This is a genomic window from Nocardiopsis nanhaiensis (genome assembly GCF_054778635.1).
Window position 1 is genome coordinate 22,172 of record NZ_BAAGZJ010000084.1, and the last position, 13,071, is coordinate 35,242.

The following is a 13,071-nucleotide window of genomic DNA, read 5'->3' on the forward strand; positions in this document are numbered from 1 at the left end:
CTCGACTCGTGATGTGACTGGTGGTGTGACTGGTCCCCACAGCGGGAGGCCCCACCGGCGCCGGGCACCGGTGGGGCCTCCACGACCTCGGGGCTGGTCAGACGTTGAAGTATGTCGCCTCAGGGTGATGGATGACGATCGCGTCGGTGGCCTGTTCCGGAACAAGCTGGAACTCCTCGGACAACGACACCCCCACCCGCTCCGGCTCCAGCAGCCTCGTGATCTTGGCCCGGTCCTCCAGGTCGGGGCAGGCCCCGTAACCCAAGGAGAAGCGCGCCCCCCGGTAGCCGAGCTTGAAGAAGGCGTCCAGCTCGGCGGGGTCCTCACCCGCGAAGCCCAGCTCGGCGCGGACCCGGGTGTGCCAGTACTCGGCCAGGGCCTCGGTCAGCTGCACGGACAGCCCGTGCAGTTCGAGGTAGTCCCGGTAGGCGTTCTTCTCGAACAGCTCCGCGGTGGCCCGGCTGATCGCCGAACCCACCGTCACGACCTGGAAGGACACCACGTCCAGCTCCCCCGACTCCTTGGGCCGGAAGAAGTCGGACAGGCACAGGTGCCGGTCGCGGCGCTGGCGCGGGAAGGTGAACCGGGTGCGTTCGGTCGTCTTGTCCTCGTCCAGCACGACCAGGTCGTCGCCCTCGCTGTAGCAAGGGTAGTGGCCGTGCACGACCGCGGCCTCCAAGAGGCCATCGGTCTGGATCCGGTCCAGCCACATCCGCATGCGCGGGCGGCCTTCGGTCTCCACGAGCTCCTCATAGCTGGGGCCCTTGCCGCCGCGGGTGCCCTTGAGCCCCCACTGCCCCATGAAAATGGCGCGCTCGTCCAGGAAGGCGGTGTAGTCCGCCAACGGGATGCCCTTGCTGATCCGGTCGCCCCAGAACGGCGGCTCCGGCACCCGGTTGGTGGTGGACACGTCACTGCGGGCGGGCATGTCCTCAGGTTCGGTGACCTTCAGGGTGGCGCCCTTGCGGACCTTGCGCTGGCGCAGCTCGGGGAGTTCGGCGCCCTCGTCGCCGCGCTTGACCGCCATGAAGGTGTCCATCAGGCGCAGGCCTTCGAAGGCGTCCTTGGCGTAGCGCACGTGCCCGCCGAACATGTCGGCCAGGTCCTGCTCCACGTAGGAGCGGGTGAGCGCGGCACCGCCGAGGAGCACCGGGAAGCGCTCGGAGATGCCCCGCGTGTTCATCTCCTCGAGGTTCTCCTTCATGATCACCGTGGACTTGACCAGCAGGCCGGACATGCCGATCACGTCGGCCCTGTTGGTCTCCGCGGCGTCCAGGATCGCCGACACCGGCTGCTTGATACCGAGGTTGACGACCTCGTAACCGTTGTTGGACAGGATGATGTCGACGAGGTTCTTGCCGATGTCGTGGACGTCGCCCTTGACGGTGGCGAGCACGATCCGGCCCTTGCCGTCGTCGTCGGCCTTCTCCATGTGCGGTTCGAGGTAGGCGACAGCGCCCTTCATCACCTCGGCGGACTTGAGGACGAACGGCAGCTGCATCTGGCCGGAGCCGAACAGCTCACCGACGGTCTTCATACCCGCCAGCAGGGTGTCGTTGACGATCGCCAGGGCGGGGCGCTCCAGGAGCGCCTCGTCCAGGTCCGCCTCGATACCGGTCATCTCACCGTCGATGATCCGCCGCTCGAGCCGCTCCCACAGGGGCAGGGCGGCCAACTCCTCGGCCCGCGAGGCCTTCAACGCCTTGGCATCGACCCCCTGGAACATGTCGATGAACTCGGAGAGCGGGTCGTAGTCGCCCTCGCGGCGGTCGTAGATGAGGTCGAGGGCGATCTTGCGCTGATCCTCGGGGATCTGGTTCATCGGCACGATCTTGGAGGCGTGCACGATCGCCGAGTCCAGGCCCACCTGGACCGCCTCGTGCAGGAACACCGAGTTCAGCACGATCCGGGCGGCCGGGTTGACGCCGAAGGACAGGTTGGACAGCCCCAGGGTGGTCTGCACCTCCGGGTAGCGGGACTTGAGCTCGCGGATGGCCTCGAGCGTCTCGATTCCGTCCTTGCGGGTCTCCTCTTGGCCCGTGGTGATGGGGAAGGTGAGGCAGTCGATGACGATGTCGCCGGTGTTCAATCCCCAGTCACCGGTGATCTCGTCGATGAGGCGGCTGGCCACCCGCACCTTCCACTCGGCGGTACGGGCCTGGCCCTCTTCGTCGATGCACAGGCCGACCACGGCGGCGCCGTGTTCGGAGACCAACTCCATGATGCGGGTGAACCGGGAGTCGGGGCCGTCGCCGTCCTCGTAGTTGACCGAGTTGATCACCGCGCGGCCGCCCAGCTGCTCCAGGCCGGCCTCCAAAACCGGGGGCTCCGTGGAGTCCAGCATGATCGGCAGGGTGGAAGCGGTGGCGAAGCGGGAGGCGAGCTCGCGCATGTCGCGCTCACCGTCGCGGCCCACATAGTCGACGTTGAGGTCCAGCACGTGGGCGCCGTCGCGGATCTGGTCGCGGGCGATCTCCACGCAGCTGTCCCAGTCCTCCGCGATCATGGCCTCGCGGAACTTCTTGGAACCGTTGGCGTTGGTGCGCTCGCCGACCGCCAAGTAGCTGGCGTCCTGGCGGAAGGGGACGCTCTGGTACAGGGATGAGGCTGCGGCCTCGACCAGCGGGTTGCGGTTCTTGATGCCGCGGCCCTGCACCCGCTCGACGACCTGCCGCAGGTGCTCGGGGGTGGTACCGCAGCAGCCGCCGACCAGGCTGAGCCCGAACTCGGCGGTGAAGGTGTCGTGGGCGTCGGTCAGCTCCTCCGGGGAGAGGTTGTAGACCGCGCCGTTCGGTCCCAGCTCCGGCAGGCCGGCGTTGGGCATCACCGAGATGGGGATGGGCGAGTGGTGCGACAGGTAGCGCAGGTGCTCGCTCATCTCGGCGGGGCCGGTGGAGCAGTTGAGCCCGATGACGTCGATGCCCAGGGGGGCGAGGGAGGTGAGGGCGGCGCCGATCTCCGAACCCATGAGCATCGTGCCGTTGGTCTCGATACTGACCTGGGCGATGATCGGCACGTCCTTACCTCGTGCCTTACGGGCGCGCACGGCACCGACCACGGCCGACTTGACCTGGAGCAGGTCCTGGCACGTCTCGATCAGGATGGCGTCGGAGCCGCCGTCGATGAGGCCGAGCGTGCTCTGCTCGTAGTAGTCGCGCAGAAACGTGTAGGGGGCGTGGCCCAGGGTCGGAAGCCGGGTTCCGGGGCCCATCGACCCCAGTACGTAGCGGGGGTGGTCGGGGATGGAGTAGGCGTCGGCGCTCTCGCGGGCGAGACGGGCGCCGGCCTCGGCGATCTCGTGGGTGCGTTCCTCGATGCCGTACTCGAACAGGCCTCCGTAGTTGGCGGAGAAGGTGTTGGTCTCCACACAGTCGGAGCCGACCTCGAAAAAGGCAGCGTGGGTGTCGGCCACGATGTCGGGCCGAGTGAGGTTGAGGATGTCGTTGAGACCCTCGTGCCCTTCGAACTGGTCGAGGTCGAGATCGTGCGCTTGGAGCATGGTGCCCATCGCCCCGTCCGCCACGACCACTCGCTGGGACAGTGCATCACGGAATGTCCGTCGATCTCTCATGTTCAGCAACTCTAGTGTCGAGGCACCGCGTCGGCCCAGTGGTCCCCGGTGAAACCTGGCACTGGGGCGACCCACGGCGCGGGGCTGGGTGGGGCGTCCGGGGACAGCGGTGTCCTGGTCAGTCGCTGTTTGCGAGGTTACCCCATCGGTAGTTTCGGAATTTGAGATCCGTGTCCCAAAAAGACTGAGATCGCCTCGGGAAGCGGTTCGTGCATCACGGTTTCCCGGGAAGTGCGGCAGCCCATAGGGTGGTGGTCGTCCACGTCCAGGGAGGGGCCGCCCATGATCCAGCTCGACCGCGAGCTCGTCGAGCCTGTCATGGTGGCGGCGTTCGAAGGATGGAACGACGCCGGTGAGGCAGCGAGCCTCACTGTGGAGCACCTGTCCGAGAAGTGGGGCGCCACCGAGCTGTGCGCCCTGGCTCCGGACGACTACTACGACTTCCAGGTCACCCGGCCGCGCATGTCCGTGGTCGAAGGGCGGCTGACGGAGATGGAGTGGCCCACCACCCGCGTCCGGGTGGCGCGGCCTCCCGGCTCCCGGCGCGATGTCGTCCTGGTGACCGGCCCCGAGCCGAACATGCGCTGGCGCTCCTACACCGCCGACGTGCTCGCGATCGCCCGTGAACTGGGTGTCCAGCGCGCGGTGATCCTGGGCTCACTGCTCGCCGACGCGCCGCACACCAGGCCGATCCCGGTGACGGGCATGGCCTCGCCTCTGGAGCTCGGCACCCGGCACGGGCTGGATCCCTCCACCTACTCGGGGCCCACCGGCATCGTGGGTGTCGTGCACGACACCTTCAGCTCCGTGGGGCTGGAGACGGTGTCGCTGTGGGCGGCCATCCCGCACTACGTGGCCCAGCCACCGTGCCCCAAGGCGACGCTGGCGCTACTGAGCTGGGTCCAGGACTTCGTGGGGGCCGACGTCCCGATGGGCGACCTGCCCGAGGAGTCGGTGTCGTGGGAGTCCAGCGTCAACGAGCTCACCGCAGAGGACGAGGACATCGCCGACTACGTCCGCGGCTTGGAAGAGGCGAAGGACACAGTGGAACGTCCCGAGGCGACCGGAGACGCCATCGCCCAGGAGTTCGAGCGCTACCTGCGCCGCCGCGACGAGAGTTGAGCCCGCGTGTCGGCCCCGGATCCGCGGGGTGAAAACCCGATCCTGGTGTTTCGTTATCTTCTCTTTATCACCCCGCGGGGTAGGTTGCGGGTGATGGCTCGCGGACCGGGATGAGGCGGACGGGGCGTTTCGTCACCGCGCGGTACGGGGGTACGCGCGGGTCGGCCCTGTAGGGCACGCCCATCCCGGGGCCGAGGACGACGTCCTTCCCGTCCGCGCGGGGTAGGGCCTGGGGGCCGCTTTGAAGATCGCTTTCGTCATCGCCAATGGCTACGCCATGGGCGGTACGATCCGTACCGTCTACAACCTCGCCCGGGGGTTGTCGGCGGACCACGACGTCGAGATCGTCAGTCTGGTCCGCAGACGGGAGAAGCCTTTCTTCCAGCCGCCTGAAGGGGTCCGCCTCGTCCCACTGAGCGACGACACCGAAGACCCTGTCGTGAAGCGCCCCTCCAAGCGTGCGCTCGATCGCTGGACCAGGCAGGCAGAGTGGATCATTCCCCATGCCGAGCGGCGCAGGAACCAGAACTTCACGCCTGAGGCGGTCACCGGTCTGCGCCGGTACCTGCGCCGAACCAAGGCGGACGTGGTGATCGGGACCCGGCCCGGGATCAACCTGCTCATCGCCGCCTGGGCGCCGCCCCACCTCCTGACCATCGGCCAGGAGCACCTCAACCTGGACGAGCACAAGAAGTCGGTGCGCAAGGCGATCGAGTGGTCCTACCCGCAGCTCCACGGTCTGAGCGTGCTCACCGAAACCGACCGGTCCGCCTACCAGGAGCTGCTCGGGGCCTCCGACGACTGGCTGACCGCGCTGCCGAATCCGCTGGAACCGGGCGAGCCTCCCCGGTCCACGCTGGACCAGCCCATCATCGCCGCGGCAGGGCGCTTCTCCCCGGTGAAGCAGTACCCCCTGCTGTTGGAGGCCTTCAACCAAGTGGTGGCCGACCATCCCGAGTGGCGGCTGCACATCCACGGCGGCGGCGACAAGGACAAGGAGCTCCGCGACGCCGTGGAGAACCTGGGCCTGTCCGAGCACGTGAGTTTGAAGGGCCGGACCACCGACATGCTGGGCGAGCTGTCCAAGGCTTCCCTGCTGGCCGTGAGCTCCCGGGTGGAAGGGTTCGGAATGACCATCATCGAGGCCTTCTCGGTGGGGGTGCCCGCGGTGAGTTTCGACTGCCCGCACGGACCGAGGGAGATCATCGACCACGGCCGCAACGGCCTCCTCGTCCCCGCGCAAGACGTCAAGGCGCTCGGCGAGGCGATGTCGAAACTGGTGGAGAACCGCGAGGAACGGGTCCGGATGGGAAAGGAGGCGCTGACCGCTGCCTCCGCCTACCAGTTGGCGGACATCACCAAGCGTTGGGACGCGTTCCTCACCCAGCGCCGAGCAGCCACCCCGCGTCCCGGCCCGCTGGCCCGCCTGCGCGGCTGACGCGGCTGACGCGGCTGACGCGGCTGCGCAATCTAGTCGCGTAGGCGGTGCCACTCCCCCGTGGCCAGGACGGCGGCCCAGGCTCCGGCGATCCGGGCCAGTCCTCGACGGACCTCATCGACGACGGCCGGGGCAAGAGGCGACTCGACCTGCTCGGCCGGCTCCAGGCGCACGGTGACGCGCAGGCCGTCCAGGACCTTCTGAGCGCGTCCGAGGGCCTCAGGGTCGGGGTCCCGGTGCCGGTCGAGCAGGGCCCGGATGCCGTCGCGCAGGGTGACGGCCTCGTCGAGGTCGGCGAGGGTGATGGGGATGGCCCCTTCGGTGACGAGGCGGTGATCGCGCAGGAACTGGGCCAGGTCGGCGCGGTCGGTGAGGCGCCCACCGGTGGAGACGAAGTCCGCGATGAGTTCCGCCGCGGCGCTCGGCCGCGTTGGGGTACCGGTCGTAGTGGTGGTCATGGGCGCCATCACATCACGCCCCGCACCCCCTTGGTGGCGATTCGGCGAGGTCGTGGCCACAGGTGGTCACCGAAGATCGGGACGGAAGTGGACGTACCTCCACTCCAGAACCAGGGTTCCCATCCCGGTAGCCGGTGGTCCGTCATTCCCGTCCGTGTTCGTCGGGCCGTGTATGTCGGGCCGCTCATCGGGCCGCGCTCTCCCTGCGCAGACTCAGCACGGCGACGCCCGCGAAGACCAGTGCCACGCCAGCGAGCAGCACTGCGGTGACAGCGAGGGCCAGCAGGCCCCGGCGGTCGCGCCCTCGGACACCGAAGTTGAACAGGGCGGGGATGAGGAAGATCTGGGTCACCCAGGCCGCGAGCATGAAGGCGTGGGGACAGCGTCGGCCTCGCCGTCACGACGTCACCGCCTCTGAAAATAGCGTTCCGGCGCGGTCGGGTACGCGGTTCGCCGCACCATGACTGTCTCGCCGCACCATGACTGTAACGCTCCATCCCCGCGCCCACAGCGGACAGGGAAGTTTCGGACCCCTGAGGGGGCCGGGGCCCACCGGAGAAGAATCCGCGGAGAATTTTTGAACCGGACCGCGCCCCCGTCCGTGTACCAGTTGACAGCGAAACGTCGGGCCGAGACGCAGCAGCCGCGGATTCTGGTCGCAGCCCGGTACAGGTTTGGAAAGGACGCGGAGCATGCGTGCGAAGAAGTTCTACCCCCTGGCCGCCGGAGCGCTCGGGTTGGCCCTGATCACCGGTTGCGGGGCCACCGACCCCTACGCCGCCGGCCCGCGGCAGGAGCAGCCCCCCGCAGAGAGCGAGAATGAGAACGAGGGCACCGACGCCGCAGACAGCGTCCTGGACCTGGCGCTGCTCGGCCACGAGGCCCTCGGCGAACTGGTCACCGACGCGGCCGGCCACACCCTGTACCGCTTCGACGAGGACACCCCCGACCAGCAGGCCTCGGAGTGCTACGAAGACTGCGCCGAGGACTGGATCCCTGTCGCCGCGGCCGAAGAGATGTCGATACCCGGCGGCGACGAGCGGTTGGACAGCTTCGACCGCGAGGACGGCATCGAACAGGTGACCCTGAGCGGATGGCCGCTGTACCGGCACGCGGGTGACGCCGCCCCCGGTGACACCAACGGCGAGGGCGCGGGGGACGTCTGGCACGCCGCGAGCCCGTTGGGCACCAAGGCCGAGGACGAGGCCTGGACCGAGGGCTACTGCCCGCAGGGCTTCGAGGTGCGGCAGGATCCCGAGCTGGGCGAAATCCTGGTCGATGACGAGGGCTTCACCCTGTACCGCTTCGAGGAGGACTCCTCGGACCCGCCCGAAGCGACCTGCTTCGACGACTGCGCCGAGGCCTGGCCCCCGGTCCTGGCCATGGACGAGTTCACCTTCCAGGAGGGCCTCGACACCGCCCTGTTCGACGAGGTGGAGCGCGAGAACAGGCTGTCCCAGGTGACCCTGAACGGTTGGGCGCTGTACCGCTTCGCCGAGGACGAGGTGCCCGGCGACGTCAACGGCCACGGGGTGGACGACATCTGGTTCGCGGTCACCCCGACCGGTGAGATCGCCGGGGACCGCGACGATGCGGCCAACGACGACAACAACGGCGAAGGCACTGACGGCGGAACCGATTACGGCGACGGCAATGGCGATGACGGCGCCAACGGCGGCTACTGAGCCCGCCCCGCCAAGGGGATTGCGCCCGGGACCCGAGTCCGCAAGGCTTGGGTCCCGGATTCCGCCGAGGGGGGAGGGACGGATGGCGCTGTGGGGCTCGCGCCGTCGGCGCGGCGCCGAGGACGAGGCGCTCATCCGTTCGCTCTACAACGAACACGGCGCGGCACTCCTCGCCTACGCCACCCGCCTCACCGGTGACCGGGCCGCGGCAGAGGACGTCGCCCAGGAGACCTTCATCCGAGCTTGGCGCAACCCCGACGTCTTGGCGAACTCCAAGGGCTCGGTGCGCGGCTGGCTGCTGACCGTAGCCCGCAACATCGTCATCGACCGCGCCCGGGCCGTCCAGGCACGCCCCGCGGAGGTGGCCCCCGCTGCCGGCACCGAGCCACCGCAGGACGACCACGCCGATTCCGTGGTGGACTCGATGGTGGTGATGGATGCGCTGGACAGCCTCTCCCCCGACCACCGCGCGGTCCTGGTCGAGGTGTATTTTCACAGGCGCAGCGTGGCAGAGGCCGCCGAGGTACTCGGGGTACCGCCCGGGACGGTCAAATCACGTTCCTACCACGCACTTCAGGCGCTGCGTCGCCGTTTCGGCCGTCGCACTCGGCAGGGGAAGGGGGTGGCCCGATGACTTCAGGGGCCCATGACCCGGAGCTGTTGGGAGCCTATGCCCTGGGAACGCTGAACGCACAGGAGGCCGCGGTGCTGGAGGCCCACCTGGCGGGCTGCGAGCCGTGCCGGGCGGAGCTGCGCGAGCTTAACAGCGTCCGCGACACCCTGGGCGAGCTGCCGCCGGAGGCCTTGCTGGACGGTCCCCCTCCGGAGGGGGGTGCGTCCCTGGTGCATGCCACCGTCGAGCAGGCGGGTGCCGAGCGCGGGGTGCAGCACCGCCGCCGTGCCCTGCGTCTGGCTTTGGCCGCCGTCCTCGCCGGGGTGGTGCTCGTCGGGGTCGGCGGCCTCGCCGGACAGGTGCTGGCACCCGCGGAGCCCCAGGAGGGCGAGGTGACCCAGCTGGCGGCAGGCACCGTGGTCGCGGCGCAGGAGGACCCGGACACCGGGGCGAGCGCGACGGTGCGTCTGGGGCCCGAGGACTCGGGGCTGCGGCTGGATTCGTTCATCACCGGCATCCCGGAAGGTGAGGAGTGCGAGGTGGTCGTCCTCACCGAGGACGGCCGTGCCGAGGTCGCCGCCACCTGGACGGTCACTGCCGAGGCCGCGGCCGAGGGCAGCCGTCCCGACGGGTTCGCCGGAGTCGTCCCGCAGGACGTGGCTTCGGTGGTGGTGCGCAACACGGCCGACACGGAGTTCGTGACCCTGACGTTCTGACAGGCGTGGCTCCCGGACGGCCCCTGGCGGCGTGGCTACACTCGGGCCCGCCCCGGGGACCACGCCGTGGCCCGTTCCGGAGGAGTGCCCGCACCACCGCAGGAAGGTCGACGCGATGACGTCCATCCAGCCCCCGAAGGACCCGCTCCAGCGTGCGCTTTTCCGCGCTCCGATCTGGCTCTACCGGCTGGGACTGGGCGGTGTGCTGGGGAGCCGGTTCGTACTGCTCACCCACCAGGGGCGGAGCACGGGCGAACCCCGCCAGGCGGTTCTGGAGGTCCTGGGCGGCAACCACACCACCGGAACGGTACTGGTGGCCTCAGGCTTCGGTGAACGCTCGCAGTGGTTCCGCAACATCGTCCGCCAGCCCCGCGTGCTGTTCCAGGTCGGGAACCGGCGCCGCCGGGGCACCGCCGTTCCGCTGTCACCCGAGGAGTCTGGGCGGGTTTTGGCCCACTACGCGCAGAAGTATCCGGCGGCAGCCAACACCCTGATGCGGGGGCTCGGCCACGACGTCGACGGCGGAACCGAGGACTACGAACGGATCGGCGCGGACCCGGTCAACGGGATTCCCGTCGTGCGACTGACCCCGGTCGGCGTTCCGGGGCCGCGGTTCCCCGAATCCTAGCTCAGAACTTGACGCCCAGGAGGGTGTCGACGGTGGTGCGCACCAGGCCGGGCGCGCCGGTTTCGGGGCCGCCCTCGGACAGCGCGGAGTCCGCCCAGGCGTCCACGGCCGCCAGCGCGGCGGGCGAGTCCAGGTCCTCTGCGAGCGCGGCGCGCACCTGAGCCAGCACGGGGGCGGCGTCCGGGCCGGAGTCCAGCGCGACGGCGGCACGCCAGCGCTCGGCGCGCTCGGTGGCCGCGGGCAGCTCGGACTCGGTCCAGTCCCACGGTGCGCGGTAGTGGTGGCGCAGCATGGCCAGGCGGATGACGGCCGGGTCCACGCCCTCCTCGCGCAGCTTGGAGACGAAGACGAGGTTGCCCAGGGACTTGGACATCTTCTCGCCGTTCAGGCCGACCATGCCCACGTGCAGGTGGTTGTGGGCGTTGGGTCGACCTGTGGCACACCGGGTCTCGGCCGCGCCCATCTCGTGGTGGGGGAAGATCAGGTCGCTGCCGCCGCCGTTGAGGTCGAAGGAGGCGCCGAGCCGGTCCAGGGCGATGGCGCTGCACTCGATGTGCCAGCCGGGGCGGCCACGGCCGAGAGGGCTGTCCCAGGAGGGCTCGCCGGGGCGCTCGGCCTTCCACAGGAGCCAGTCGAGCGGGTCCTTCTTGTCGGCGCGCTCGGGGTCGCCGCCGCGCTGTCCGAACAGTCCGAGCATCTCCTCGCGGCTGAGATTGCTGATGTCACCGAACTTGGGCGCCGCGGCGGCGGAGAAGTAGAGGTCGCCGTCGAGTTCGTAGGCGGCCCCGGTCTCACTGATGCGGGAGGCGAGTTCGCTGATGAGGCCGACCGACTCCACGACACCTACGAAGGAGCGCGGGGGGATGATCGACAGGGCGGCCATGTCTTCGCGGAAGACGTCGATCTCGCGGTGGGCGAGGTCGCGCCAGTCGACGCCCGTGGCCTCGGCCCGCTCCAGGAGCGGGTCATCGATGTCCGTGGTGTTCTGGACGTAGTTGACGTCGTGTCCGGCGTCCCGCCACACCCGGTTGACCAGGTCGAAGGTCAGGTAGGTGAAGGCGTGCCCGAGGTGGGCGGCGTCGTAGGGGGTGATCCCGCAGGCGTACATCCCCGCGGTGGGGCCCGGCGTCGTCGTCCGTATCCGCCCGGTGGCGGTGTCGTGGATACGGAGGGGGCCGCCGGTACCCGGCAGGGGGACGATGTCAGGCGCAGACCATGAACGCATACCGGGAAGCCTATCCGCACGTGCACCGGGCAAACGCACCGATACCGGGTGCCGGGCGGGGTGATCATCACCCCAGGTCGCGTGGGAATACACGCGGGGTTCGCGCTAGCGGCCGGTCAGCGCTCCTGGGGGGCCACGTTGATCCACACGCGGCCAATGAGGAACGCGCTCAGCAGCGCGACCACACCGCACACCGCGGCCATGAACTCGTTTCCCAGCCGCCAGTGGAGGAGCGCGCCGCTGAAGGAGACAACATAAAGCAGCCAGTACGCCCCGGGTTCGATGAGGTTGCCGTTCCGGCCCGACATGGTGCCCCCTGCTGTGTACGCGTGCACCTCACGCGCTTACGACGGCGTTTGCGACGTCTCCCTCAGAGACGCCGCTGTCACTCGGGGGGTTTACTCGCTGGTTCCGTTCGTGATGCACCCGACAGCGGGCCTTCGTCTGCGCGCACCCACCCTAAGCAGGTACGACGCAATCGAAGGCCCGGACACACCGCTGGTGCATGCTCGGCGAGAACACACCGAGAGAACACACCCTGCTGCGCTTCGCCCCAGGGGCACAGTCGCGGCGCTCGCATGAGTCGGTAGCCAAACCCGGTCGACCGCCGCTGTGTGATGCAGCCGAGCCCTCCGCACGTGGGGTGAGTGCTGGGGGTACTTCAGGGGCCGGAGTGGGTGGGGGTTTGTTGTTGGGTGCAGGTTTCCCCGTTTCCTGCCGCTTGATGGTGGCCGTCTCCGCTGCGCGCCTCAAGGTCGTCGCCATCGAGCGCTTCGCGCGTCAGTGGCGCTCCACCTTGACCCGCTTCGCTGCGACGGCGGGTCGGCGGCTATCAGGAAACGGGGGACGTGTGGTCGGGGTAGCGATGGTCCGGCCTTCGGCCGGGCACCGGCCGAGTAACCCCGATCGGCCTGGCGGCCGATGCCTGCCCCTGCGCCGGAGCGTCGACGGGTCGGGTGTCGCGGCCGGTCATGCTCTGCTGCGAACCCCTCGGCCCGGGGGCCGATGCCTGCCCCTGCGCCGGAGCGTTGACGGCTACGGGTGTCGCGGCTGGTCCTGGTGTGTGGCGAACCCCGGCCGGTCTGGGTGCCGGTGTCTGGGGCCGGTCGGTGTCTGGGTGTGGGTGAGCCCCCCTGTTGGAGGCAAAAACAGGGGTGAGAGTGACTCCAGGACCAGGGCTCACGGACCTTCCCCCGGGTGTGGGCGGCTCGGGACCGGCACCCCGAGGGCAGGGCGGGGCCAGGGGTTGATTCGGGTTCTGGCCATGCGGGGGTAGAGACCCGGCGCAAGCGGGTGGGGGCTCTTGACGGTGGTGGTCGGTTACGGGTGCGGTGCTGGGGCTGGGTCCCCGTCCGCATCCGAGACCCCGCCCCCATCCCGGTTTCCGGTGCGGCCTCGGTTGCGGCCCGACCACATCCGGCGGTCGGTGCGCACCGCCCACCGGTGCTTGATCTGGTTGTGGGTCGCGCACAGGGGCTGGATGTTGGTGGCGCTGGTGGTGCCGCCCTGCCAGAACTCCACGATGTGATCAGCCTGGGTCCAGGGCAGGGGCACGTCGCACCCGTACTGCCAGGCGCAGGACGTGTGGCCGTGGAAGGCGGCCGCCCGGATCTTG

At 69.4% G+C, this 13,071-nt stretch carries 12 protein-coding genes; 6 read left to right on the top strand and 6 right to left on the bottom strand.

Annotated features, from left to right (window positions below; translation table 11 throughout):
• Positions 1-97 precede the first annotated feature (97 nt).
• Positions 98-3,571, bottom strand: a complete 3,474-nt coding sequence (gene metH / locus ACYVD1_RS28465; protein ID WP_460777587.1) for a methionine synthase — start codon at positions 3,569-3,571, stop codon at positions 98-100.
• 282 nt (positions 3,572-3,853) lie between these two features.
• Here metH and ACYVD1_RS28470 point away from each other — a divergent pair, with 282 nt between their 5' ends.
• Together ACYVD1_RS28470 and ACYVD1_RS28475 are read left to right on the top strand one after the other, a co-directional pair.
• Positions 3,854-4,693, top strand: a complete 840-nt coding sequence (locus tag ACYVD1_RS28470) for a PAC2 family protein (RefSeq protein ID WP_460777588.1) — start codon at positions 3,854-3,856, stop codon at positions 4,691-4,693.
• 241 nt (positions 4,694-4,934) lie between these two features.
• A complete protein-coding gene (locus ACYVD1_RS28475; RefSeq protein WP_460777589.1) occupies positions 4,935-6,131 on the top strand; it encodes a glycosyltransferase family 4 protein in 1,197 nt (398 codons plus the stop codon).
• A 32-nt stretch (positions 6,132-6,163) separates the two neighbouring features.
• Here the strand turns inward: ACYVD1_RS28475 and ACYVD1_RS28480 are convergent, their stop codons facing one another.
• A complete protein-coding gene (locus ACYVD1_RS28480; RefSeq protein WP_460777591.1) occupies positions 6,164-6,589 on the bottom strand; it encodes an ABATE domain-containing protein in 426 nt (141 codons plus the stop codon).
• 184 nt (positions 6,590-6,773) lie between these two features.
• Positions 6,774-6,956, bottom strand: a complete 183-nt coding sequence (locus tag ACYVD1_RS28485; protein ID WP_460777592.1) for a hypothetical protein — start codon at positions 6,954-6,956, stop codon at positions 6,774-6,776.
• A 325-nt stretch (positions 6,957-7,281) separates the two neighbouring features.
• On the opposite strand from ACYVD1_RS28485, the gene ACYVD1_RS28490 reads away from it, so the two are divergent.
• The 4 genes from ACYVD1_RS28490 (at position 7,282) to ACYVD1_RS28505 (ending at position 10,231) form a co-directional block, all read left to right on the top strand.
• Complete coding sequence (locus ACYVD1_RS28490; protein WP_460777593.1) at positions 7,282-8,274, top strand: hypothetical protein; 993 nt, start codon at positions 7,282-7,284, stop codon at positions 8,272-8,274.
• Positions 8,275-8,356: 82 nt separating this feature from the next.
• Positions 8,357-8,908: a sigma-70 family RNA polymerase sigma factor gene (locus ACYVD1_RS28495; RefSeq protein WP_460777594.1), complete on the top strand. Its 552-nt coding sequence runs from the start codon at positions 8,357-8,359 to the stop codon at positions 8,906-8,908.
• On the top strand, positions 8,905-9,603 hold the full coding sequence (locus ACYVD1_RS28500; protein WP_460777595.1) for an anti-sigma factor family protein: 699 nt from the start codon (positions 8,905-8,907) through the stop codon (positions 9,601-9,603). Before ACYVD1_RS28495 ends, ACYVD1_RS28500 begins: the two co-directional genes overlap by 4 nt.
• A gap of 115 nt (positions 9,604-9,718) precedes the next feature.
• The gene (locus ACYVD1_RS28505) at positions 9,719-10,231 is read left to right on the top strand and encodes a nitroreductase family deazaflavin-dependent oxidoreductase (RefSeq protein WP_460777596.1); all 513 of its coding nucleotides are present in this window, start codon (positions 9,719-9,721) and stop codon (positions 10,229-10,231) included.
• A 1-nt stretch (position 10,232) separates the two neighbouring features.
• Here ACYVD1_RS28505 and mshC read toward each other — a convergent pair whose 3' ends face one another.
• The 3 genes from mshC to ACYVD1_RS28520 all read right to left on the bottom strand — a co-directional run.
• Entirely contained in the window at positions 10,233-11,456 is a 1,224-nt protein-coding gene (gene mshC / locus ACYVD1_RS28510; protein WP_460777597.1) for a cysteine--1-D-myo-inosityl 2-amino-2-deoxy-alpha-D-glucopyranoside ligase, read from the bottom strand.
• A 116-nt stretch (positions 11,457-11,572) separates the two neighbouring features.
• Positions 11,573-11,764 carry a hypothetical protein gene (locus tag ACYVD1_RS28515; RefSeq protein ID WP_460762684.1) on the bottom strand — a complete coding sequence of 64 codons (192 nt, stop codon included), beginning with the start codon at positions 11,762-11,764 and terminating at the stop codon, positions 11,573-11,575.
• 1,012 nt (positions 11,765-12,776) lie between these two features.
• A partial coding sequence (locus ACYVD1_RS28520; RefSeq protein ID WP_460777598.1) for an HNH endonuclease signature motif containing protein occupies positions 12,777-13,071 on the bottom strand: 295 nt, incomplete at its 5' end.

Bases quoted from the DNA above. Each gene is read 5' to 3' on its own strand.
- ACYVD1_RS28485 (WP_460777592.1), bottom strand. From the start codon at position 6,956: ATGCTCGCGGCCTGGGTGACCCAGATCTTCCTCATCCCCGCCCTGTTC.
- ACYVD1_RS28470 (WP_460777588.1), top strand. From the start codon at position 3,854: ATGATCCAGCTCGACCGCGAGCTCGTCGAGCCTGTCATGGTGGCGGCG.
- mshC (WP_460777597.1), bottom strand. From the start codon at position 11,456: ATGCGTTCATGGTCTGCGCCTGACATCGTCCCCCTGCCGGGTACCGGC.
- ACYVD1_RS28490 (WP_460777593.1), top strand. From the start codon at position 7,282: ATGCGTGCGAAGAAGTTCTACCCCCTGGCCGCCGGAGCGCTCGGGTTG.
- ACYVD1_RS28480 (WP_460777591.1), bottom strand. From the start codon at position 6,589: ATGACCACCACTACGACCGGTACCCCAACGCGGCCGAGCGCCGCGGCG.
- ACYVD1_RS28495 (WP_460777594.1), top strand. From the start codon at position 8,357: ATGGCGCTGTGGGGCTCGCGCCGTCGGCGCGGCGCCGAGGACGAGGCG.
- ACYVD1_RS28515 (WP_460762684.1), bottom strand. From the start codon at position 11,764: ATGTCGGGCCGGAACGGCAACCTCATCGAACCCGGGGCGTACTGGCTG.
- ACYVD1_RS28505 (WP_460777596.1), top strand. From the start codon at position 9,719: ATGACGTCCATCCAGCCCCCGAAGGACCCGCTCCAGCGTGCGCTTTTC.
- ACYVD1_RS28500 (WP_460777595.1), top strand. From the start codon at position 8,905: ATGACTTCAGGGGCCCATGACCCGGAGCTGTTGGGAGCCTATGCCCTG.
- metH (WP_460777587.1), bottom strand. From the start codon at position 3,571: ATGAGAGATCGACGGACATTCCGTGATGCACTGTCCCAGCGAGTGGTC.